Consider the following 23,996-nt stretch of genomic DNA (forward strand, 5'->3'; position numbering starts at 1 on the left):
GTCGCGTGCAGGGAGCAGAGATTCGATGGCGTTGAAGATCAAGTTTGCAAGACCGGCAGGAACACAGGCGAACAAGGGATTTTTGCTACGCATCGCATTGATCGGCGCAGCTTCCCTTGCGGTCCTGTTTTTTGTTGTTTCGGTCTTCTACTACTTCAAGTACGGGCACATTGTGGATGACCGTCTTGAGCAGCCGATCTTTGCAACCACCGCCAAGATCTATGCGGCTCCGCGCGAGGTGCGCCCCGGGCAGAAGCTCTCGGTGCAGCTGATTGCCGAAGAGCTGCGTTCGGCCGGCTACACGTCGGATGGTTCTGCAACTTCCTCGCCGTTGGGCACCTATTCCGCGGGCCAGCAGTCGATTACGGTGCGGCCCGGTGCGCAGTCCTATCATGCGCCGGATTCGGCAGTGATTCATACCAACGGCGCAACGGTCAGCTACATCTCTGACGAAAAGGGTCAGCAGCTTTCCAGCTATGAGTTGGAGCCCAAGCTGATTACCGGCCTGAGCGAAGACGCCAGCCGCACCAAGCGCCGCCTGATCACCTACGACGAGATTCCGCCGAATCTGGTGCAGGCCGTGCTAGCCATCGAGGACCGCCGCTTCTTTGAACACAGCGGTGTGAACTTTGGCAGCATGCTCAGCTGGGCCTGGCACGATATGGTGCACGACCGCAAGGTGCGCGGCGGTGCTTCCACCGTGACCATGCAGTTGGCCAAGCTGCTCTTCCTCACCGACAACGGCAGCTTCCGCTACAAGCTGATTCAGGTGATGGTGACCTTCCATCTGGAGAACCACTTCACCAAGCAGCAGATCTTTGAGATGTATGCCAACCAGGTTCCGCTGGGGCAACAGGGCAGCTTCTCGATCAATGGCTTTGGCGAAGCGGCGCAGGCTTACTTCGGTAAGGACCTGCATCAACTGGATCTGGCCGATTACGCTATGCTGGCCGGCATCATTCAGCGTCCCAGCTGGTTCAATCCCTTCCGCCACGCCGATCGTGCGCTTGATCGCCGTAATCTGGTGCTGGATTCGATGGTGGAAACCGGCGCAATCTCCAAGGATCAGGCAGAACGCTCCAAGGCTGAACCGTTGCATCTGGCGCCGGGTAGTGTGGACGCCAGCGAAGCGCCGTACTTTGTGGATCTGGTACACGAGCAGATGCAGCAGAAGCTCGGCGACCGCGACTTCAATCGCGAAGGGCTGCGCATCTATACCTCGCTCGATCCCGATCTGCAGCGCGTGGCCACCTCTGCGGTCGAATCCACGGTGCATGTAATCGATGCGCAGGTGGACAAGCTGCACGCCCAGGAGAAAAAGGCCGGCCAGAGCTATGCCTATCCGCAAGTGGCGCTGGTGGCACTCAATCCGCATACGGGCCAAGTGCTGGCGCTGGTGGGCGGACGCAGTTATGGCCAGAGCCAGGTCAATCATGCCGTGGCGCATCGTCCCACGGGCTCCATCTTCAAGCCGTTTGTCTATGCGGCGGCATTCAATACTGCAGTGGAAGGCACGATTCTATCTGGCCAGAGCAAGCCGTTTAATCCGCTGACCGAGCTGAGCGATGAGCAGACCACCTACGACGTGGGCGGCCAGAGCTATACGCCAAAGAACTTCGAGGGCGAGTATCACGGCACGGTGACGGCGCGTGAGGCTCTCATGCGCTCGCTGAACAACGCCACCATCGGTTTGGCTTCCATGGTGGGCTTTGATCGTGTGGCTTCGCTGGCCCGGGAGTCAGGCGTGAAAAGCGCGCGCGGCACACCGTCGATGGCCATTGGTGCCTATGACGCCACGCCGCTCGACATGGCCGGAGCCTACACGGTCTTCGCCAACAAGGGTCTGCACATTGATCCGTGGATGCTGGCCAGCGTGCGCACCACCACTGGCGATGTGGTGGCCGATTACACACCCACCAGCAAGCAGGTTCTGGACCCGCGCGTGGCCTACCTGACTACCAGTCTGATGGAGAATGTGTTGCGTGGTCATGGCACAGGCGCAGGTGTGCGCGGCATGGGCTTCTATGCTCCGGCAGCGGGCAAAACCGGCACCAGCCATGATGCGTGGTTTGCCGGGTATACCTCGAATCTGCTGTGCATTGTCTGGGTGGGCAACGACGACTACACCGACATCAAGATCGAAGGATCTCGCGCTGCCGCTCCCATCTGGGCAGAGTTCATGAAGCGCGCCGTGCAGTTGCCGGAGTACTCCGACACCAACAGCTTTGCCGTACCTGACGGTGTGGATGTGGTGAACATCGACGAAGAGAGCGGATTGTTGAGTGACGACACCTGCCCGGGTGGCTTCGAGGCAGCCTTCCTTGAAGGGACGGCTCCAGCAACCTCCTGCGATCATCCGGCTGACCACAAAAACTTCCTGCAAAAACTCTTCGGCAAATAAAACTGAAGCCAAGCGCAAAAGCAAAAGCCCCGGAATACTCCGGGGCTTTTGCTTTTGCGCCTGAAGGCTACAAATTGGGATAGGTGCGGTAAGCCACCAACTCGGCGCGGAAGCTGGTTCCGCTCAAACGGGGCGTCTTCAGCAGTACCTCAAAAAATGGGTAATTGCCGCTCAGATGCAGCGTATTTCTAAGCCTTTTCATCTGCTCTTCGCTGCAGACGAACTCGGCGGCTGCGGCCGTGGCGTCGGAGTCGATGCCGGCCAGAATCAGCGCATGGCCGCTACGGCCGGGATTGGGCAGATAGGCAATCACGCTGTAGGTGGCAAAGTCGTCGTTGCCCATCCCCTCGCGGTACTCCGCCGGTTCACCGAGCTTGGGATGGCGGTTGCGGATGAAGCCCTGGCCACGCAGATCGTCGTAATCGGTGATGAAGTTGATCTGCCCATCGAAGAGTTGGTTCCAGGGGTCGGACTTCTTGCCGCCAATCAGCACCACATTATTGCGTTTGATGTCGTCGGCCCCATAGAAGCGGGTCCATACCAGTTGGTGCGGACTGTTGCCCGGAATCTGGGCCTGAATCACCTGTGCGGCGCGGATGGCGCCAAAGGTCACCAGATTGTGGTTGTACACCTGGAAGGCGTCGCCACGGCGGTCGTCGCTGAGTTGCATGGACTGAATACGGCGGATGAAGTTGCGGCTGACGTAATCGCCCAGGTTGACCGGAGCACCCGTCATGTCTTCAATCACGCTGGCCGAGTCGTCCGGCAGCACAATGTCGGTTTGTTGGCGCGCTGGGCCAAGAAAGTTTTTCCAGAAGAGGGCGACGGCCGGTTTGTCCGTCCAGGGATTCAGATAGCCACGTAACTGATGGTTCTGTAGCAACAGGACCAGACAGCAGATGCCCAGCAGCAGGCAAAGCGCTGGCCAAAGATAGGTCCATGGTTTTAAGGGGAAGCGACGGCCCGGAGCGGGTTCAGCGTCGGGAACAATCGTGGCGGCCTCGGAAGCCTCCGTGCTGCGATAGCGGAAGACCGGGCAGTAGCTGCCCCGGGGAATTTCCAGTAGCAGGGGTTCCTGCACACCTGCGGATACAAAGTAGGTTTCAATGCGGCGGCGCAGCTCAGTGGCGTTCACGCGGACAATATTGTCCTGGCTGCGGTCGTAGTTGAACCCGACATCAGTGTTGAAAACACTCAACTTACTGATTCTGGGAATGTCAGCTTTGCAGGAAATGCAATGATTTCCAAATCTACTGTACAAACGCTGTACAAACTTTTCCTGAAATTCCCAGAACGCCAATCTTCGGACTTCCCCTCATGGCAAAAGAGGAGGATTCTGAAGCGCTCTTACAACAGTTATACATCAGCCGATGCAGGCCAAGAGTTGAATTGTGTATGTCTGCCTGCCATCCCGATCCGGAGTTCTGGATGTGCCGCAGTGGAAGTTTTTTCACCTCGATGCAGGTGTCGAGAATGCTTGTTTGCCAGTACTCCTGCATGGCGGTCAAGGAACTGTGAACAACGGGAACAGAGACTACAAATCAACCTTGCGGCGGACCGGAGATCAGGAAGTCTTCCCAATTGACGCTTGCGACGCTGTGGCGCCGGGCAATCTCTTCATCGCCGGGCGCACAGATGACCAGAGGCGTAAATGTCGGATTGCGACGGCAAAACTCAAGTACGCCGCGAAGCGCCAGGACATCAAATCTTCCAGTCTTGACCTCCACAGCCCACTTCCCCCAATTCCCCTCAATGACTGCATCGATTTCCAGCGGTTCCTCGCGCCAGTACGTTACCTGCTGGCCCTGGTTGATCGCAAAGGCCAGGCAGGCGTTTTCTACCCAGAAACCGAAACGTCCCGGCTCACGACCCTGGTCAGGTGCGCCATCGGGGTGCATAGCCGACAAGAGAGCGTTGTTGAGCGTTACGAGTTTCGGCGGAGATGCACGGCGTCTGTGAACCTGTGTCGAAAACTTCTCCAGCGGCGCAATCAGATATGCGTCTCCGAGCAGGGCCAGATAATTGGCGACTGTTTCGATGGCTCCGCTGTCCTGAAGCTGCCCCTGCAGCTTTTGCAGCGAAACAATTTGCGCGGGCGAGCCGGCGGCAATAGCGAAGACCTGGCGGAGCAGAGCGGGACGCCGTACCGCGCCTTGTGCCAGCACATCGCGACCGATGGCTGGCTCGATAATGGCATCGCGCACATACGCACGCCAGCGTTCGGGAGATTTCTGAAATTCTACGGCGCCAGGGTAGGAGCCGAAGAGAACGAGATTGATGGCGGCTTCATGCGGAGAGAGATGAAATGCTGTAGCCAGCGAAGCGGCGGGCCAGTGACTCAGCGTCAAACGCTCGAAGCGTCCAGCCAAGCTCTCCCGTGAGGCTTGCGCGACGCGAAGGGCTGAAGACCCTGTAGCTACCACATGAATGGGAAGATGGCGACGGCGAGCGCGGTCCCAGTGCCCCTTGAGTCGTCCTGCCCAATCGGATAGATGATGCACCTCGTCCAACAACAGAACCGCCGTCCCCTGCTTGGCGCGTGTTTCAGCCTCGGCCCAGCGGCGCTCCCAAAAACCAGGCAGAGCGGCGTCCGGATCGTCGCCAGCCGCGTAGATGGCTTGGTCGCCGAACTTTGCGGCAATGTCCAAAAGCAGCGTAGTCTTACCCACCTGCCGGGGACCGGTAAGAAGTTGGATACGGCCGGGCGCGGCTTCACCGAGCCGTTCGAGCAGCACATCGCGGCAATGGAGGTAGGCGTTCTGAATCTCAGCCATAGTCTAATAATTATTCGACTATGGCTGAGGTCGTGTCAAATCGAGCGTGACCAAAACACACTGTGTCCTGCAAATCGCGATGAGATTGGCGGAGTGTCTGAGGTTTGGCTCTCGCCAAGCGGGCACGTGGTGCCACTTCGCGTCGTTCATGTCCTGGCGCAAGCTCTTCTCGTAATTCTTCCTCTGTTGGCAGATAGAGCATGCGATAGCAACGCAGGTTCGTGATAGAAAATCCCTGTCCATAGCGCCATCCCCATGGTACGGAAGGCCATTCAACAGGCTTTGGCCAAACTCGGCAACGCAGGCCTTCCCAAGTCTCGCACTTACGCCGCAAATTGCCCAGGCAGCGTCTGGGCAATTCCGATAACCTCTTCCATGCCATGCAATTCCCAAAAAGGTAAATTGTTGACGGCATGGTAGTTATAAACCGGCGCAACCGGCAAAAACGGCCCTCTGGGCGGTATTTGCGACAAGAATGCGACAAACTTTTCAACGGGCAAAACGGGCTGGCTGTGTGGGACCAGCCCGATCTCATCTCCCCAAAAAATCAGGCCGCAGAGACGTGCTGCACGACGATGTAACGCTCGAAATGCACAATAACATTCCATGTGTTTGCGTGCATAAAGCGTGAGAAAATCCCCAATTTCATTCCCGGCGCTTCAGACGATTTCAGCGCACGAATGTGCTCGACAAGATTCGGTTCCAATCGAATCTGGCCACGATCTCTTATGACTTCTCTGAAGGATTCTCTTGCTGGCTCTCCTGCCAGACTCCCCATACCGCCGTTTCAATCTGGTCAACTTCCTGGTCAGTGACCTCGGCAAATGAAGTTCGTTTGCCTTTGGAAAGTTTGCCCTTGTTTTGCAGAATCAACCGCACCAGGAGAGCTGCCCGACGGTTGGGCATGTCCACGATGTTGAGAGTCGCACGCAGCGCGGCGTCGAATACCGCGAGGAATCCGATCTCGTCGCGCAGATCGCGGTAAATGGTCTCCTCGATGCAGCGATACAGATACTCTGCCTCCGCCGTGGCATCAAAGTACCGATAGAGCAGAGCCGTGTCATTCTTCACGGTCATTCCATGTTCCAGGTCGAGATCGTACTGGATAAACGGCATGATCGAGCCGGAAAATCCTTCCAGAACCTGATCGTAGGCCAGCCGGTCGCGCAACATGGCGGCTGAGACGGGAAACAGGATTCCCTGTGGCGTGAATCCGAGCTTTGACAGGATGTGGTGGACAAGAAAGCGGTGAATGCGACCGTTACCGTCATCGAATGGATGCAGGAAGACGAACCCGAAGGCAGCGACGGCGGCGGCAACAACTGGGTCAACGCCTTCTGGCAGTTTCAGACGGCGAACCATCTCCATCCATGCGTCCATCAGGCTGGGCACATCTTCCGGCTTCGGACAGACAAAATGCACGTCCTCGCTGTAATCCGGCAGCGTTTGAGAGACGAAGTTCTGCGCGGTACGCCAGTTCTTTTGCGCATAACGAGGATCGACGATGGCATTTTGCAGTTGAACGAAGGCGTCCTTGCTCGTGGCATCGAAGCCAGAAGTCTTCATGAGCGCCGCTACAAACCGTTCCGTGCGATCCTTGCTCGGTTCTTCTCCTTCGATGGCGAAGGAAGATTTGGTCTCCTTGGTAAACAGATAATGGACGGCGCGTGCGAGGATGGCAGGATCGCAGCTTTTGACGATGGCGTTTGCCTCCTCGACCAGCCCCTTGTCCATAAAGCTTGTCAGCGCGTCCGTGCGGCGGACCAGTGGCGAGTATTTGCCCGTGCCGAGCAGATTGTCATTGATGCGCTGGCGGCGAACGAGGCGGCGCGGCCCGGTGAGGTGGATTTTGGGATCGAGAAGATCGATGTAGCCGGAGGGGATGACATCCGGCACATCGAGTTGCTTTTCCATCAAGAGCTCATACAGGTACCATGCGCGGCGCGTGAAGATGCCGGTGGGCTCGGAGCGAATCCATTCTTCCAACTGGTGCGTATCGATGCTCTGGAAGATTGCCAGGTATACGTCCAGAGCGATGGGCTCATAGCGCAGGGCAAAGCGGAGGTCACCAAACGGTTCTTTGGGCGCGTAATTCCTGGGGTACTGTTCCAGAATTTTGCCGTCTGCCGCGACGGTTTTTCTGGCCCCCGCGACAATTTCGGAGCGTGTCGCAGGCACAGGAACCTGGAGCTGAAGCTCTTCGATCAACCGGCACAAGCCAACCGACCGAGGGAAGAATCGTGCGGAATTCTCATCGCTCATGTTAAAACCTCATTGAACCTCTATGATCATCGATAAACGTCATCGAGTCCAATGTGTCGATTAAAACATAAAAACCTCATTGAGGTAATTTTTTCATCATCCAAGGCGTAATTTATCGCATATTTATCATCGTTTGTGGAGCAACCAGGGGCAGTCTGAGGCGTGGATAGGGGATACGCACGTCTGGAATAGGCATTTCGGTCACACGTATGTTGTTGGTGTAAATAAGGAATCCCCTCTACGCGAATCACAGTCTCTGGATGGGATCTATCACTTCAGAATTCCTGAGCCTCAACATCTTCAGGGCGATGCTCAGCACAGCAGGTTTTGATCCATCCTCCACGATTCGGCTTGCCGGGCTTGCCACACTCCTCGCAAGTTTTGAGTGACTCTGCTTCAGCGTCGCGAATCACATGGGAAATTGCCTCGTCTGAAAAGTTCGAGTAAAAGCGCAATCCGCCAAACTTCTCTTTGACCTGTAGAACCTTAAACTCAAGGCCGCTCTCTCGTTCAAACTGCGCAACGAGCGGCTCCAAGTGCTCACAAAGACGCCAGATAATATCGAACCAGCCATCGCCATGTTCAAAACCAAATGGCATCAACGTGCTTTGAATGGAGCCATGCACATCAAACCAACCAGGCCAACGTTCAACAATCCGTTGTTCCAATTCGTGTTTCATCGCGCCTGTTCAGCGTCCGAAGAATTTTGACATAGTCCTAGCGAGAGTGTATCCGTGTTGCTCATGATCTCGCAAAACGCAGCAGCCGAGCCCCAGTCTATTGCTGAAAGTGGAGGAATACCCTTTTTCCGCATACGCGGCGCTATCTGGTTCATGCCTGCCGATTCTACGCTCGAATCAGAGCCGAATAGGGCGGCAGATAGAGCAGGCTTGCTCCTGTCGCCTCGATTCTTTCTCGCACAGAGGGGGACCATCCTGGCTTGAAAATTATCCAGACAATGTCTGGATAATTGGCCTTAGCGTGATCGAGTAATTAGGCCACAAAGAGTGCCGAATCCCGTTCTACGGAAGCTGACAGCGACGCAGGATTTGGCAATGCAAGGTGTTTGGAATCCAGCTCAACCTCTCACGCAAGGTATCAGCATCGTGTCGATACAGAAACTGCCATCAGCTTCAAAATCAAAATGCTGCGAGACTGGCGAAGGAGCCAACTGTTGCAGGGCACGAATAGCTTCGACTTGCAACGGAGGAGTGCTCATGCGAGCGATCCACGCAGTGAAATCCAGGCGACCACGGTACAGTGTCTCCGTGCCCAGACTAAATCCAGCTTCCTTCAGTTTAGTTTTCCATTCCGCCGCACTGTAATCGCGCACATGAGAGGGATCGCGCAACAACTCCAGGCTCTGTAGCCATGTATCCGAAAGAGGATGTGCAGGAGCAACGACATCGCTCACCAGCAAAGTGCCCCCAGGGCGCAGCACACGATGCATTTCAGCCAGCGCGGCAGGCAGATTCTCCCAATGATGGGCACTATAGCGCGTGACTACAACATCGAAGCTGTTTGCGGGAAAAGGCAGCGAACAGACTTCGCCAACGCAGGTTTGCAGGTGCTGAAAACCGTGCCGATCAGCTTCGTCAGCCACTGTTTGCAGCATAGCTGGAGAAAGGTCAAATGCAACCACATCCTGAGCCACACGCGCCAGCAGGTAGGACGCATGGCCTCCGCCGCAGCCCACATCCAGAGCGCGTACCGGGCGCAATGGCGTGAGAATACATTCCATCTCTACGAGGTCTGGACCCGAGGCATGAACAGCGCTGCGCAGGTACGCATCGGAGTGCGGACTAAACTGGCGTTCGATCAGTTGTTGCTGAGAATAGGTCGTCATTCTTGGATACTCCAGAGGTGGGATACCTTCAGCGTAGAGGCGAATTAAAACTGGTACAAGATGTCAATTTATCCTAGTATAAAAAGCAGTATGATTGATTACACTCCAAGCCACGCCCTTGGTGCATTTCTTCGCGCACACCGTGAAAAGCTGACGCCTTTGGCAACGACAACCGCCCGTCGTAGACGTACACCTGGCTGGCGGCGTGAGGAACTCGCTGAGGCTTGTGGTGTCAGCTCCACCTGGATCACATGGCTGGAACAGGGCAGAGCTGTTTCAGCATCACCAGCGGCTTTGGCTAGACTGGCTGAAGTTCTTGAGCTGACACTTGCGGAGCGATCCTATCTGTTTACTTTGGCAGGTAAGTTCGATCCGGCAGCTTTGCCCATTCCGCAAACGCAAATCCCGAATGACCTGTTAGATCTGCCACAGCGGATGAATATACCTGCCTATTTGTTGGATTACACTTGGACGGCGCGCTCCTGGAACCACCCTGCCGAAATGCTCTTTTCTGGCTGGCTTGATGCAGGCAGCGAGCGTAATCAGCTTCGCTACATATTTCTTGCGCCGCAGGCACAGCGATTGATCCATGCGTGGCAGGAGCGTGCACGACGCGTGGTGGCAGAGTTTCGCGCTGACTTCAGCCGTCGTCCACTCGATCCGACCCTGCAGGTCCTTCTTGATGAATTGACCCATCTCAGCCCGCTATTTCAACGGCTATGGCACGAGCAGGCCGTATTGGAGCGGGAAGGCGGGAAGCGTGGTTTTCATCTGCCGGAGCAAGGTCTTCGCTTCTACCAACAAACAACGCTGCAACCCGCCATGCACCTCGAATGCAAATTGGTCTGTTTGACACCTCTGGACACGTAGTCCTCCAACGGGTGATTGATCGCTAAGGACTCGCTATTACAATTGCTAATCTCCCGAGAAATCGATCTATGCGTGGCGGGAATACCTGCATTCCTAAAAAGCATTGGACGCGGACTCAAAACAGCCATAACTTTGCGCCATAGCTGACGCCCAAGTCAGCGGAGGTGCAAAGTGAATCGATTCCGCCGTCTCCTCCGATTCGACACTGCTCGCAATCGGCAGTCTGCGCCGCCCGCCACCCAGCGGACGGCAAGCTCCCTCCGTACAACCTGCTTGTCGGCCATCCGCACGATGGCTCCCACCCTCGTTGCACTCTCGTTCGCAGGCGTGGCCCATGCCCAGGGCACGATGGACTTCTCTGGCGCGACCACGTTGATGACCACCTTCAAAACCTTCGCCATCTATGCGGGCGCAGTCATCTGCTTCGGCGGACTGATCTTCGCCGGAATTCGCATGATGTCGGGGCGGTTCCAGGACGCCATCCCCGGACTCTTTGGCGCGCTCTTCGGCGCTGGAGTCCTCGGCTGGGGTGCTGGCTGGATTGGCTCGCTCACCGGGCAGACGATGCAGTAGGAGGCGACCATGACCAAGCGAGGAGAGCCGTTACCGATCAATCAGGCGCTCAACAGGCCACGAGCCAAGCTCGGATTGGACCTCAGCGCATGGATGGCGATTGTCTTCGTCTGCGTAACGGTTTTCCTCGTTGGGTTCCGCGTCGTGGCACTGATCGCCTTCCCGTCACTCGCCGTGAGCGCATGGGTGATCGTCCGCAAACATCCGAAGATGTTCGAGCTTTGGGGCTTGAGTTTGAGCCAGAGGTCCTACTATGACCCGCGTAAACACTGAGCAACAGAGATACACACCATGGTTTGCCAAAGCAGGGGCCGCGTGCAGCATCGTTCCGATTGCACGCTTCGTCAATGACCGCATCTTTGCGCTGAAGGGCGGCGGCTATGGCTGCCTGTTCTCGCTCTCCGGCATCGACGAAGAGGGATTAACCGACCAGGAGCTTGATGCGCAGATGCGTTCGATTGAAGGCGCTCTCCGGGGATTGCCAGAAGGGTCATGCCTGCATCAGTACACGTGCGTCATGTCCGGCTTCAATCTGCCAAGGAAGGCGCAGTACTGCAACGCTATCACGCAGGTCTTCGTCGATGACAGATTGAGTTTTCTGGACAAATCTGCTGGCTTCCGCCGCATCGACCTGCACTGGTGTTTGACGCTGGAACCACCAAAGGCCACAGCCTTTGCGCGCAAGCCCAAGGAGCACGATGCCGATACGACGCGGATGCTGGCCGATCTTGAAAAGACAGCCACACTGCTTGAAGGCCATCTCGGCAGTGCGCTCGGGTTGAAGCTACTCGAAAAGAACGCAGTCTTCCAGTTCTTCAGTCATCTTTTCAATCTTGAAGAGTGGGCTTCCGCCTACACATTGGCCGCTGATGACGGCGTGGACCGCCAGATCGTGCAAAACCCGGTGGCCTGGCACAGCGACCATCTGACGATTGGCCGCCGTTACGTCCAGATGTTTTCGTTGAAGACAACGCCGGAGGCATCCCGGCCCTGCCTGTTCTCGGGACTCATGGCACTCGATTGCGACAGCGTCCTTTGCACGACGTGGAGGCCAAAGTCCGCCACCGCAGCGCGCAGCGAAATCGATGCGCAGGAAAAGTTCATTTCATTTTTCAAAGTCGGAGTTCTTACTCGCGTAATGAGCGGGCACGACACGGCCTCGCTTGAAACCGGCGCTGGCGCACGCGCGGCCAATACACAGGTCGATGACTTGGGCGATGTTATTCGTTCACTCGACAAGAAAGCTCAGTGCGAGTTCTCGCTTCGCTTCCTTGTGGCCGCACGCAGCCTGAATGAGCTGCGCGGCATTGCTCCCGCCGTGCATCGTGTCTTCGTCGATGCACGGGCGCAGGTCATGGAAGAGACGCTGGGCAACCTTTCGGCGTTCTATGCCATGTTTCCCGGTAATGGAAAGTTCAATGTCTTCCCTATGTGGCTGGCGGAAGACCACCATGCGCGACTGTCCTCGGTTTTCGCACCCAATCTCGGCCATCCGTATTCGGAAGACCTCGACAATGAGTACCTGAACATCTTCGAGACGCGCACACGAACGCCGTACTTTCAGGATGCGTATGTGGACGGCGTGCGTGTCATGCTGATCCTCGGGCCGACTGGCACCGGCAAAAGCGTCCACGGCAACATGGCCATCGCGCATGAACAGAAGTATGGCGGATTCACCTACATCTTCGACATCGGCGGCAGCTACGAGAGTGTCGTCGAGCTGTACGGTGGGCGCGTTGACCACATCGGCAAAGATGGTCCGCGCGTGAATCCCTTTCGGCTGGAGCCAACCGAGAGCAACATTGCTTTCCTCTATTCGTTCGTCAAGCTCCTGCTGATGAACGGCGGTGCTGAACTGGAGCCGGAAGACGATGACGTGATTCACAAGGCGGTGCGTGACATCTACCTGCTAGATGCTGAAAACCGCCGTCTCTCAAATCTCTTTCTACCAAAGAAGCTCGACAGGTATCTCTCGAAGTGGGTTGGCAAAGGCGTCTATGCTGCCATCTTCGACAACGTCGAAGACAGCCTGTCACTCTCGCGCCTGCAATGCTTCGACTTCCAGGGCGTGAACAACGAGCAGTACGCCGACCTGATCGAGCCGCTGATGGTGTGGCTGCTACGGCGCATCAATGACGTGCTCTACAACCCGGCCAATCTCGGCGTGCCCAAGCACATTCTCATCGAAGAGATCTTCTCTTCGATGAAGAACCGGCAGTTGCTCGAAGGCGCGCTCGCTTCAATCAAGACGGTGCGCAAAAATCTGGGCGGCGTCACCATGATCGGCCAGTCGGCAGAAGACCTCGGCGCGAACGCTGACAGTATCGTGAACTCCTGCACGTCATTTCTGTTCTTGAAGGACGCCACCTTCAACCGGAAGCGGTACACGGAACTCTTCAAGATGAACGAGCAGCAGATTGCGCTCTTCGAGAGCTTGCAGGACCGCGAAGGTCTGTACATGCGCCGCGACGGATTGACCAAGGTCGTGAAGCTCAATCTCGACAACCGCAGTTACGCAGTCTTTTCGACAAAGCCGAAAGACCGCGTGCGCCGGACCAGGCTTATCGCCAAGTACGGACTCGCCGAGGGCATCACACGATTCGCCCAGGGCGAGACAGAATAACCCAAACCACACCGCAGAAAGGACTCAACTGCTATGCGCCCCACCCTTTTTGTCTCATTTTCCCTGTGCGTGATGCTGGCCACGGGCCTTCTTCATGCCTCAACCGAAACGCATCCGCTCCAACCTGTTGCGCCACGTACTGTCTCCGTGTCTGAAGCAGAGACGCCGCCACAGATTCGCGCCGGTCTCTTGCAATCGACGCTCATTGTTTTGCCTGCCGAGGAGAAGGTCGCCAATGTCTTCGCTGGCGACACGGTGAACTGGATCTTTGACGGTGGTCATGTAGCTTCGCGCTTCATCAGCGTGAAGCCCAAAACAGCGAATGCCGCCACTGACATTCACATTGTCTCCGACCATGGCAACGAATACACCCTTCAGTTGCGCGAGGTATCGAATGATTCTGATCCCCACTTCGATTCCAAAATTTTCGTTACTCCCGGCGACCAAGCTGCCAAGGACCGGTTGGTGCAGCTTCCGGTCTTTGTGCCGGTGGCCGATTTGGACAAAGCGAAACAGGAAGCTGTTGCCGCGAAGGCAGCTCAGGAAGTGATGCTCAAGGCGGAACAGACAAAAGCCGAGCAGTATCGGAGTGAATACCCCGGCTCACTGCACTTCGACTTTGTGTGGGATGAGCACAAAGGCAAAGAACTCGGCCTCCAGCAAATTTGGCATGACGACAAGTTCACCTATCTGCGCGGCCAGTTCCAGGAGACGCCCGCGCTCTACGAGGTGAAGGACAAGAAGCCGTCTCTCATCAACTTTGATTTCAATGCCGGGCTTTACACCGTGCCGAAGCAGCTCGATAACGGGTATCTCGCCATCGGCAAGCAGAAGGTCGAATTCCATCGTGTGGGAGGTACGAAATAGCCATGACCGAACAGACACCCAACACTCCCGCAACCATCCCCGAGCAGCCAGAGGCCAAGCCGCCCCTCAAGAAAGGTATGCCGGTGGTCATTGCACTGGTGGCGATTCTGGCCATACTTGGCATCGCCAACGTAACCAGCCTACTGCATGGCAACAAAAAGACGGCTCCGACGAGCACGTTACCGATGCGCCCGGTTTCATCGAGCGCCCAACAGGTAACGAGCTTTGAGGAACAGCAGAAGTTGCAGGCGCAGCATGACGCCGAAGAAAAGCAGCGTCAACAGCAGCTAATCGCAGCCATGCAGCAGTTTCAATCTGCCGAAGATGTTCCCGGTCCCGAGTCCTCCAACGTCGCACCGATGACGGCGGCGCAAAAGGACACGCTCTATGGATCGAGTCCTAATGCGCCTCAGCACACTTCCAATGTCTCGGAAGCACATGCCCAAGCAAAGCAACAGGCGCTAGCGCACGAAAAAGAGAAGCAAGACGCGATCAACAGCGGGACCGTGGCAATTGATTTTGCGCACCCGACAGAGATTGCGCCTGCTACACCACGGAATCCACAGACTACAGCTGTACTTGCGGAACGGACGGAAGCGCCTACTTCCGTGAATTCGGAAGAACTTGGAACCGCTGGCGCTACCCCATCGAAGAAGAATGAACGCACGGCATCAACTTCAGAACAATCGCCAGCGGTGAACGCCAAGGCCGATCCGAAGGGTCCGTATCCATTCGACCAGTATCAAGGCCGTCTCTATCGAATCTTCGAGGGAACGGTACTTGAAGGCGTCGTCACCAACCATATTGACGGCGGATTCAGTGGGCCGATTCTGGTTATGCTGACCACCGACTACTACTCGCATGACCATCAGCAGTTGCTCATGCCGCAGGGTACGCGCCTGATCGGCACCGTGCAGAGCGTGGGCAGCGCCCAGCAGCGCAAAATGTTCGTCACCTTCCACCGGGCCGTCTGCCCGGATGGTTTCTCGCTCGACTTCGACAAGTACATCGGTCTTGACCCGATTGGAACGACTGGCCTCGCCACCAAAGTCGATCACGGATACCTGATGGCCTTTGGCGCGGCGGCAGCCATTGGCGGACTCGGCGGACTCACACAGATCGGCAATAACGGCAGCACTCTTTCCGCTTCGACTGAGATTCGCAATGGCATCTCCGAGCAATCGGCAGCGGAAGGCGAACAAGTCTTGAATCACTTCCTCAATCGCCTGCCCGTTATCACCCTCAAGGAAGGCTCGCGCGCCCGTGTCTACGTGGGCCGCGATATCTTGATCCCGTCCTATGCAGAACACCGCATGGACCCAACCTTGTAATCGCGGAGGCCGGTCATGATTGAGCAAAGCGAGCATTCAAGATACCAGCTCAATACGGTGCGCTACGCGGCGCAGCATGGCCGCTGCGCCTGGACTGAGTTGTCCGACTGCGACAGAGTGGCCGTGGCGCTTGCGCTCGATCATGCCGACTGGCTTGAAGAGTTCGGCTACACCCTTGCGGAAGCCGTCGAGCAGGCAGGTACGGAGTGGATTGCAATCATTCCACAGATCGCACGGCAACTTGCCGAGGAAGAGGCGGGATGCCGCGCGTCGTGAGTTGACGCTAAGCCAGTCCACTTGACCTCACGTTAACCCATCTCATACCAAGAGGAGGAAGTATGCCAATCCAGCAAAGAAAACGCCGCAAGTGGCTCGTCGTTGGAGCCGCCGTGCTTTTGACCGCAACGCCCGGTTTTGCGCTCTTCGGAATCGGAGACGTGGTTTTTGATCCGACCAGCTACGCAAGTCTTGTCTCCCAGCTCACCACGCTGGAGACGCAGTACAAAATGCTCAAAAACAACATCACCCATTTCTCGTTCAAGCAGCAGTGGCAGACGACACTGCATACGCTGGAAAACGTGAATGTCGCCAACATGTTTGGTGAGACGGCGGGAATCAAAATCGCACTCAATAGCAATTCGCCGTCTACATCGACAACAGCTTGGAAGACGGCCACGGTTTCTATGAACAGCGGAGCCAACAGCTACCTGCAAGGGCAGTCACTTGGCAGCTCCCGCATCTCGCAGCTTGCGATGGTTGAGACCTCGGATTCCATCTCCCCAGATTGCCTGACCGCCGTTGGGCAATACCGCACCAGCAGGACAGAGAACGCTACGGCAAACAGTTCACTGGTTTCGTCTCAGCTTGATTCTTCCGACGGCTCCAATAGCGAAGTGCAGCAGCTCAACCTATTGAACGCCGCCGAGGCGCAGAAGCTGAGCGAGATGCAGGCGCAAGGAACCCTTCATGCCTGCCTCGCCGGGCAGATGACTGTCGCCAACATGGAACGGCGCAATGCCGCTGTCGAAGACATCAATACAGCGGCATTCGTGCAGCAACAACGCGCAACAAACGATGCCAGCGCCGCCAGTGAAAGCAATACCTGGCAGACCTACCTTCCATGATCCAAACAACGCGGCGCAGGCAGCTATAGCCCGCGCCGCAATCCCCGCATTGAGGTGACGACCATGATTTCACCGACGTTGCTGGCCCAGGCATTACCGAGCGCAAGCTCTGGTGTGGATTGGCTCTACCAGTTCACCAACAATCTGACGAATCTGACCACGCAAAACGGCGGCGCATTGACGCAGCTTGGACTGACTGAGTTGAGTTGCATTGCCCTGTTTACGCTCATCAGCATGGTCATCAACTGGAACACCTCCAGCATGACACTTCGATTTCACATGCACCCGGTCCGCGCTGGCGATCTTACGCACTTTCTCTTGCGACTGATCGTTTGCTGCTTGCTCATCAATTACTGGGTAAATCCGCTGCCCGGCGCGAGCTTCGGCCTTAACCATTTCTTCAGCTATATCGCCCAGGTAATGGTGGCCGCATTCGATCAGAGTTCGCTCGACAATCTGCTCCAGCTATTGAAGACGGCTGGAGACAATACGTCGATGCCTTCGCTGACTGCTCCAGTGCAGATCCTCTGCTACTTCGCAGTGCAGGGTCTGCTCGGACTGGCATCGGCGATTCTCTTCTTGATCAACTGCTCTTCGTTCATACTCTACGGCGTCACGGCGCTCTTCGGTCCAGTGTTCATTCCACTGCTGATGACTCGAACATTTCGGTCGAAGTTCTACCACTTCCTTGACGTGCTGCTCAGCTTCGCGATGATCCGCGCCGTGGCTGCCGCATTCATCTTCGTGTGGGCAGGTTTTCTGAACACCTTCATTCAGCAAACCTTCAATGGAACCTACTCGATGGAGATGTGGCTTGCCAATCTCATTCCCTGCACGATGGTCTTCATCGCCTTCATCATCAACCTGCTCTTTATCCCAAGCATGACGCAGGCGATCTTCGGCGGAACAGCAGGCATGGCAGACAGTGTTTCCAAGGTTGGAGGAGCCGTCGCATCTCTGGCTATGATGGCTGGATAGGAGGTGTCGCATGTGGACATATATCTTCAGCTTTCTGTTTCTACGTCAGCTTGGCAGATCCAGGCCATTGCGTCGGACATTGCTCACCATCCTGGCCATACTGTTCATCGTTTCGATGATCTACACGGCCAATCTCTTTCTCACCCTTTCTGAAAGGACGAGTCGACACCATGAGCACACGCACAGTCCCCACTGAATCGCTGCTGAAGCCGGAGCAGGCGCTTCTCGTTGACCACATCGGCAACGAGGTCTATTCGTCCCACTACGCCGAGCGGAAAGCATACCGGCTTATCCTCGGCTGTGGCACTGTCATGCTGCTTGCTTCGCTCGGCATGAACCTGATGCTGGCACGCCGCCCAGTTGCGAATCGCTATATCCGCATCGATGAGATGGGCCGCGCTCAGGCGATTCAGTATTCGGATTTGGACTACAGCCCCCGCGAAGGCGAAGTCCGTACCTATCTGACTGACTGGGCCAACTACCGTTACACCGTCAACCGGGACGTGATTGCCAAAAAATACCCACTCAATTACTACTTTCTTTCGCAGGCATTGGCTTCGCGCTTGATGGGCGAGGACAATGCCAATCACCTTGTTTCTCAGGTCGCGGCAGGGCAGATCGAGTCAAGCGACGTGCAGGTTCAGAACGTGACCATTACAACGATGTCTGAGGAGATGCTACAGGGCGCGCGCATCGCCCGTGGAACGGCCTTAATGGCCGTTGATCGATTCTACTCCGCACAGAGTTCGCATGAGCCGCGCACAGAGCATTGGATGCTCAGTGTGACCTATTACCTGAACCCCAAGCAGGTCAGCGATCAGTCCCGCGTCTATCCGCAATATGAGTTCATCAATCCGCTGGGATTGACCATCACCGAGTTTCACGAAAACCGCGTTTCTGTCGATCCAATCAAGCCTGTCGCAGTAGCAGGAACCACACGATGAGCTTCGACCTGATACTGCCGTTCTTCCCAGAGGAATTGCGCGGGCTTCTGCTCGATCCATCGATCTCCGATCTGATGATCAATGGGACGAGCGGTGTCTTTGCAGATCGCAATGGCGTGGTCGAGCAAATCGCGCTCTCGCAGCCATACACGAACGAACGCTTGCAGGCAGCTATTGAGCGCGTTGCGCGCATCCTCGGGCAGGACTTGACCAGTCAGAATCCGATCCTCAATACGCGCTTGCCCGATGGCTCGCGTGTGGCTGTCGTCGGCTCGCCCTCTTCAATCAATGGACCGACCTTTACTGTTCGCAAGTTCAACCGCTGGTTTACCTCGGATGAGTTGGTCAAGGCTGGCAGCTTGGCTGCTGAAGTTCGGGATGCGGTTGTGCAGCTTATCGAGGCTCGGAAGAACGGCATAATTGCTGGTGGAACTGGCTCGGGAAAGACCACGCTGATGAAGGCGCTGCTCGATCATGTTCCGCTCCGTGAGCGGCTGATCGTGATCGAGCAACCAGCGGAGCTGAAAGTCGCCCATCCCAATGCCGTTCGATGGGAGGCAGTCGCGGCAATTCCTGGTCAAGTTGCCGTCACTCCAAGCCAGCTTGTAGCCGCAGCTTTGCGGCACCGTCCCGACCGCATTATCATGGGCGAAATCCGTGACGAATGCGGCTACGACCTGTTGCAGGCCATGAACACTGGCCACGGCGGAACGCTCTCGACATTGCACGCGGATTCCGCCCTCGATGCATTGGACCGGCTGGCGGATATGGCGCTCAGCGCCCGGACCAATCTCGACCAGCAATTCATCCGGTCACAGACCGGAAAGGCAGTGGGTTTTGTTCTCTACTGCGAGCGCGATTCCACGGGCCGACGCCGGGTACGCGAGCTGATCACCGTGAAGGGATACAGCCATGCTGACCAGTCCTTCGAGACAGAGGAAATCTACCGGGCTTCCTCCACGGCGGCGGCTTAGATACAGCGCGGACCTCATGGATGAAACGCGAATCGGTGGCACGGCCATGAAAAGCCTTCTTGGGCACGGTGAGGCAATCAGAATCTCGCCCTTGTTGTGCGCTCTTGAGCGTGGCCGCGCCGAACAGCAAACCCGCGATATCGGATGTGAGATGCGGCTCTTTGTCTTGCGGTCGGGTCCAGAGGTCAGGCGGCGAGAAGGATGGAACTGGTGTTACCGGTCATTGGATCGATGGCATCGCCAGGAAGTGGGAGAAGCATTGTTCTTCAGCGTGTCTCCCAGTTCCATTCCTCACTTGCTCGGTCACTGCTTCGGGGCCTATGCGACGCCCGGCGGCAGGCTCGCTCTTCTGCTTCGATTGCATCGCCCTGCGGGTTACGGTTTCCATCTGCGATGGACCCTCCGTAAATGCCGAGCTTCGGCCTTGGGAGTCGCGCCCACTCGCATAGCTTCGCAAAGTGTGACCCGAGCAGATCGGGAATTCAAAAACGGAGACACGACCATGTATCTGACAGTTATGTGGAATTGGGTGTCGCTTTTCCGGCGCGTTTCGGGCCGCGGCCACTCGCCGGTGGCGAGAGTCCACCGGCGCGGGTGCAAGGATGAAATGGCGGCCGGTGCCCAGTTCCTCAGGCTCGCACCGTCCGCACATCTCAGCGCCACGGAGAAGAGGATGAAGTCGAGCCAACTTGTCAGTGAGATCCGATGGGATCGCATACCGTTCGTCGCAGGCCACAGAGATGCCCGCGCCTGGCTTAGCTTTCAGGCGTGCCGAGGTCTTGCCCTCAACACGCTGGATGCCTACGGCCGCAACCTGGAGCGATACCTGCGATTCCTAAGCGCCGAAGGCAAGCAACCGCACGAGATCAGGCAGGAAACCGTGGGCGCCTGTCTTCGGAATCTGGTAAAGCCATCGTCTACCGAAGGAGAACCGGACCTCCGGATGGCGAACGCGACCATCCAGCAGCATCTGGCGGTGCTTCGGATGTTCTACGACTTCCTTGTGGAAGAGGAGCGCTGCACAAGAAACCCGTTCCGCCGGGGAGAAGGTCGTTCGGCGCGGTCTCTGGTGCAACGAGAGCATCGGCTTCCCACGATTCCAACCGAGGAAGAATGGTGCCGGATTCTCTCCGAGGCTGCAAAGGAACCAATCCGCAACCGCCTGATGTTGGCGATGAGCTACGATGCCGGTCTTCGCCGGGAGGAACTGTGCCTGCTCGAAACATCGGACATCGATCCATCGCGGCGCACGATCCGCGTGCGCGCAGAGACCACCAAGAACCGGAGGTCGCGTGTCCTGCCATATTCGGTTACGACCGATGAGTTGTATGGCCAGTACCTGGAACACCGCCGCACTCTGAGCCGGCAGCGCGGGCGGCTGTTCCTTTCGCAGTCACCGCGCAACCGCGCACAACCCGTCTCGATGTGGGCGTGGTCCAAGGTCGTCACCGCCATCGCGAAACGCGCGGTGGCTCCAGCCTTCACGCCGCATACTCTACGACACCTCTGTCTGACCGATCTCGCGCGAGCGGACTGGGACATCCACGAAATCGCGACCTTCGCCGGTCATCGCAACATCGAGACCACGATGATTTATGTGCATCTCAGCGCACGCGATCTGGCGGCCAGGTTCAACTCCACGATAAAGCAGTTGCATCAGCAGCGGCTGGAAGCAATGGGGAGGCTGTTTCAATGAGTGCGAAGAAAACAACCGACACGTGGAGCTGGCCCGTCGACGCAACAAAATACGATCGGGCACACAGCCTGACTGCCAGGGAGCGCCACTTCCTCGCAGTGGAACTGCCGTTGCGGAGCAAATTCAGTAAGACTAGGCAGCCGTCGCTCGATGTTGTCCACCGGCTTGTACGTCCCTTGCACGACGTCTTCGATCATATCGAGTACAAGGGACAAAAACGTCGTTCTCTCGTCTTTTACCTGCTGGAAGAGATGGGGCGCCGTAATCGTGCTCTGTGGGCCTGGACAGACGAGGAGTGGATCGAGATCGTTGAATCGCGTCGACATAACGGCAATCACATCGTCGCAGCGGCCTTCCTGCTGCGGGGTTTTGATGCGCTGGCGAGCTTCCCCAAACGGCGGCATGTTTTTTCATGTCTGGCGCGCCGGGTCTTCGGGTTCAAGGTTGTTGCGGAGGCTGAGAGGCAAATCAAAGCTGGACTGCGCGATCTTGGCTACCGCGCCCGCACGCTGCGGATAGCGCCGCTCACTCTGGCGCAGTTGTTGCTCATCGTGCACTCTCCGCGCATAGAAGACATTACGGAGAGCGCACTGCTCCAGATACAAGAACAAGGCGGCACTGTTGCTTTGGAGCAGTGCATAATCGCGCTGTCACGTCTGCTGGTATCGAAAGGGATCATCGAGAGCCCGATTCGCCGTCTGGGATTACGACCTTCACTGATGCTTGGCACTCCCGAGGTCATCCTTGCGAATGTTCCTGACGAATGGGCGCGTCTGGCTCGGTACTGGCATGACACATCAACGCTGACCCCCAACTGTCGGCTTCGCCATTACTATCGAATCCTTACAGTGGGTCGATGGATGCAAGCGACGTATCCTCAGCTGACAAGTCCGGCAGAGTGGACACGTTCTATGGCCGCCGAAGCCGTTGCCATGTGTCTCCAGCAGAAGAGCGGTGAATGGGCACATCGTCCTGTGGCAGAAGTGCGTAACGCCGGCCGTCTCATGGCCGCACACACTCGTATCCACTCGCTATCCACGCTGCGGAGGTTCTTCAGCGACCTGCAACAATGGGAAGTCATTCCGCGCCGTTTCGATCCGTACGGTGCGTTTCGAGCACCTCGATCCCTGCAATCACTTGTCGACCGCAATCCCCGCATCCTGTCCGACGATGTATGGGCCAAACTGATCTGGGCCGGACTGAATATCGCAGCGGCGGATCTGTCGGCCCAAGGCCGCGGCGCGGCGCACTACTATCCCTTGCCCCTGGTGCGGGCGTTATCCGTCGTGTGGCTATTCGCGGGTCTGCGCTGGGACGAAATCCGGCGGCTTCGACTGGGCTGCATACGATGGCAGCAAGATGCTCCAGGGGAGCGCGTCTGCTTGTTGTCGGTTCCGGTCAACAAGACCAGCACTGCGTTCACAAAGCCCGTGGATGCAACCGTTGGTGAAATGATCGAAGTATGGGAAAAAGAGCGACCCGCGCAAGCGAAACTGACGGATCGCAAGACTGGTGAGCAGGTTGATTACCTGTTTGCGCATCGTTCCAAAACACTGGGCGATAACTACCTCAACGGTGTTCTGATCCCCTCGCTGTGCATCAAGGCTGGTGTCCCACACGAGGATGTCCGTGGCCCCATAACCAGTCACCGAGCACGCAGCACGATCGCCACTCAGCTCTTCAATGCGCGCGAGCCGATGTCGCTTTTCGAAATCCAGGAGTGGCTGGGGCACAAGCATCCATCTTCCACGCAGCATTACGCAAAGATCAATCCGTCGAAGCTGACCAAATCGTTTCAGAAGGCTGGCTACTTCGAACGGAACATCCGGGCGATCGAAGTGCTGATCGACCAGGATGTGGTTCGCAAGGGGCTGGCGACCGAAGAGGCGTGGAAGTTCTTCGATCTGGGCCACGGATACTGCACCTACGACTTCTTCGATCAATGCCCGCATCGTATGGCCTGCGCCCAATGTTCGTTCTACGTTGCAAAAGAATCTACGCGGGCTCAGGTTCTGGAGGCCACGGCCAATCTCCTCCGGTTGCGGCAAGAGATCCCTCTTTCCGAACCTGAACTGGAGGCGGTCGAGCAGGGCCTGGCAGCCTACGAAACGCTCATCGGGAAGCTTGCCGATGTTCCGACACCTGACCGCCTATATCAAATCGAGACCGCGCCTGCTCTCCAGGCACGCAATGGTGACAACAAATGCTAATCGCAACTATCTTCAAATCACACCCACCCGCGCCGGTGGACTCCCACCACCGGCGAGTGGCCGCGGTCCGAAACGCGCCGGAAAAGCGGCCCCAATTCCACATAAAGAACAAAGCTATCCTCATCGGCTTCCTCGGCGGCGACGCCGAAGCGCGCACCGGCAAGAACAACCAGAAGTTCACCACCTTCTCGCTCGCAACCAAGACCTCGTACAAGGACAAAGAGTCCGGCGAATACATCTCGCATACCGAATGGCATCGCTGCATCGTCTTCGGTAAGTTCGGCGAGTTCGCGGCCACACTCAAGAAGGGCGCGCACGTGCAGATCGAGGGCGAGATTCGCCACACCGAGTACACGCCCAAGAAGGCCAAGAAGCCGGTGCGCACCGACAGCATTCGCGTCAACTCCATCCTTAAGCTCGACCGCGCGGAGAAGGCCGCCGCAGAAGAGCAGGAAGTCGAGCAGGAAATCCCCTTCGAGGAAGCGGCTGCGTAGGCCGTATCCCTTCACGGTGAAAGCCCGGC

At 57.0% G+C, this 23,996-nt stretch carries 21 protein-coding genes; 15 read left to right on the top strand and 6 right to left on the bottom strand.

Annotated features, from left to right (window positions below; translation table 11 throughout):
- The first annotated feature begins 25 nt into the window (after nt 1-25).
- Nucleotides 26-2,401 (top strand): transglycosylase domain-containing protein, encoded by a 2,376-nt coding sequence (locus ACOBR2_RS16045; RefSeq protein WP_420237117.1) that lies wholly within the window; start codon nt 26-28, stop codon nt 2,399-2,401.
- Nucleotides 2,402-2,468: 67 nt separating this feature from the next.
- Here the strand turns inward: ACOBR2_RS16045 and ACOBR2_RS16050 are convergent, their stop codons facing one another.
- The 6 genes from ACOBR2_RS16050 to ACOBR2_RS16075 all read right to left on the bottom strand — a co-directional run bounded on the left by ACOBR2_RS16050 (nt 2,469) and on the right by ACOBR2_RS16075 (nt 9,283).
- Entirely contained in the window at nt 2,469-3,599 is a 1,131-nt protein-coding gene (locus tag ACOBR2_RS16050; RefSeq protein WP_420237118.1) for a hypothetical protein, read from the bottom strand.
- A gap of 343 nt (nt 3,600-3,942) precedes the next feature.
- Nucleotides 3,943-5,175, bottom strand: coding sequence for an ATP-binding protein (locus tag ACOBR2_RS16055; protein WP_420237119.1), 1,233 nt, complete (start codon nt 5,173-5,175; stop codon nt 3,943-3,945).
- 323 nt (nt 5,176-5,498) lie between these two features.
- Nucleotides 5,499-5,783 (bottom strand): hypothetical protein, encoded by a 285-nt coding sequence (locus ACOBR2_RS16060; protein ID WP_420237120.1) that lies wholly within the window; start codon nt 5,781-5,783, stop codon nt 5,499-5,501.
- A gap of 118 nt (nt 5,784-5,901) precedes the next feature.
- A complete protein-coding gene (locus tag ACOBR2_RS16065; protein ID WP_420237121.1) occupies nt 5,902-7,437 on the bottom strand; it encodes a Fic family protein in 1,536 nt (511 codons plus the stop codon).
- A 275-nt stretch (nt 7,438-7,712) separates the two neighbouring features.
- Nucleotides 7,713-8,117: a hypothetical protein gene (locus ACOBR2_RS16070; protein WP_420236167.1), complete on the bottom strand. Its 405-nt coding sequence runs from the start codon at nt 8,115-8,117 to the stop codon at nt 7,713-7,715.
- A 398-nt stretch (nt 8,118-8,515) separates the two neighbouring features.
- Entirely contained in the window at nt 8,516-9,283 is a 768-nt protein-coding gene (locus ACOBR2_RS16075; RefSeq protein ID WP_420236166.1) for a class I SAM-dependent methyltransferase, read from the bottom strand.
- 60 nt (nt 9,284-9,343) lie between these two features.
- Here ACOBR2_RS16075 and ACOBR2_RS16080 point away from each other — a divergent pair, with 60 nt between their 5' ends.
- The 14 genes from ACOBR2_RS16080 to ACOBR2_RS16145 all read left to right on the top strand — a co-directional run bounded on the left by ACOBR2_RS16080 (nt 9,344) and on the right by ACOBR2_RS16145 (nt 23,967).
- Nucleotides 9,344-10,153 (top strand): helix-turn-helix transcriptional regulator, encoded by an 810-nt coding sequence (locus ACOBR2_RS16080; RefSeq protein WP_420237122.1) that lies wholly within the window; start codon nt 9,344-9,346, stop codon nt 10,151-10,153.
- Between the two features lie 273 nt (nt 10,154-10,426).
- Nucleotides 10,427-10,726, top strand: a complete 300-nt coding sequence (locus ACOBR2_RS16085; RefSeq protein WP_420240024.1) for a hypothetical protein — start codon at nt 10,427-10,429, stop codon at nt 10,724-10,726.
- A gap of 9 nt (nt 10,727-10,735) precedes the next feature.
- Nucleotides 10,736-10,999 (top strand): VirB3 family type IV secretion system protein, encoded by a 264-nt coding sequence (locus ACOBR2_RS16090; RefSeq protein WP_420237123.1) that lies wholly within the window; start codon nt 10,736-10,738, stop codon nt 10,997-10,999.
- Nucleotides 10,980-13,349: a VirB4 family type IV secretion system protein gene (locus ACOBR2_RS16095; RefSeq protein ID WP_420237124.1), complete on the top strand. Its 2,370-nt coding sequence runs from the start codon at nt 10,980-10,982 to the stop codon at nt 13,347-13,349. Before ACOBR2_RS16090 ends, ACOBR2_RS16095 begins: the two co-directional genes overlap by 20 nt.
- Before the next feature lie 33 nt (nt 13,350-13,382).
- On the top strand, nt 13,383-14,216 hold the full coding sequence (locus ACOBR2_RS16100) for a TrbG/VirB9 family P-type conjugative transfer protein (RefSeq protein ID WP_420237125.1): 834 nt from the start codon (nt 13,383-13,385) through the stop codon (nt 14,214-14,216).
- A gap of 2 nt (nt 14,217-14,218) precedes the next feature.
- Entirely contained in the window at nt 14,219-15,547 is a 1,329-nt protein-coding gene (locus ACOBR2_RS16105) for a TrbI/VirB10 family protein (protein WP_420237126.1), read from the top strand.
- A gap of 15 nt (nt 15,548-15,562) precedes the next feature.
- Complete coding sequence (locus ACOBR2_RS16110) at nt 15,563-15,823, top strand: hypothetical protein (RefSeq protein ID WP_420237127.1); 261 nt, start codon at nt 15,563-15,565, stop codon at nt 15,821-15,823.
- A gap of 62 nt (nt 15,824-15,885) precedes the next feature.
- The gene (locus ACOBR2_RS16115; protein ID WP_420237128.1) at nt 15,886-16,671 is read left to right on the top strand and encodes a hypothetical protein; all 786 of its coding nucleotides are present in this window, start codon (nt 15,886-15,888) and stop codon (nt 16,669-16,671) included.
- Between the two features lie 63 nt (nt 16,672-16,734).
- Nucleotides 16,735-17,649 (top strand): type IV secretion system protein, encoded by a 915-nt coding sequence (locus tag ACOBR2_RS16120; protein ID WP_420237129.1) that lies wholly within the window; start codon nt 16,735-16,737, stop codon nt 17,647-17,649.
- 170 nt (nt 17,650-17,819) lie between these two features.
- On the top strand, nt 17,820-18,593 hold the full coding sequence (locus ACOBR2_RS16125) for a VirB8/TrbF family protein (RefSeq protein ID WP_420237130.1): 774 nt from the start codon (nt 17,820-17,822) through the stop codon (nt 18,591-18,593).
- On the top strand, nt 18,590-19,567 hold the full coding sequence (locus ACOBR2_RS16130) for a CpaF family protein (RefSeq protein WP_420237131.1): 978 nt from the start codon (nt 18,590-18,592) through the stop codon (nt 19,565-19,567). The genes ACOBR2_RS16125 and ACOBR2_RS16130 overlap by 4 nt, the downstream gene beginning before the upstream one ends.
- A gap of 502 nt (nt 19,568-20,069) precedes the next feature.
- Nucleotides 20,070-21,263, top strand: a complete 1,194-nt coding sequence (locus ACOBR2_RS16135) for a tyrosine-type recombinase/integrase (RefSeq protein ID WP_420236292.1) — start codon at nt 20,070-20,072, stop codon at nt 21,261-21,263.
- Nucleotides 21,260-23,473 (top strand): tyrosine-type recombinase/integrase, encoded by a 2,214-nt coding sequence (locus tag ACOBR2_RS16140; protein ID WP_420236291.1) that lies wholly within the window; start codon nt 21,260-21,262, stop codon nt 23,471-23,473. The genes ACOBR2_RS16135 and ACOBR2_RS16140 overlap by 4 nt, the downstream gene beginning before the upstream one ends.
- Nucleotides 23,467-23,967 (top strand): single-stranded DNA-binding protein, encoded by a 501-nt coding sequence (locus ACOBR2_RS16145; protein WP_420237132.1) that lies wholly within the window; start codon nt 23,467-23,469, stop codon nt 23,965-23,967. The genes ACOBR2_RS16140 and ACOBR2_RS16145 overlap by 7 nt, the downstream gene beginning before the upstream one ends.
- The last annotated feature ends 29 nt before the right edge of the window (nt 23,968-23,996 follow it).

This window comes from Telmatobacter bradus, from assembly GCF_048629425.1.
GTDB classification, from domain to species: Bacteria; Acidobacteriota; Terriglobia; order Terriglobales; family Acidobacteriaceae; genus Telmatobacter; species Telmatobacter bradus.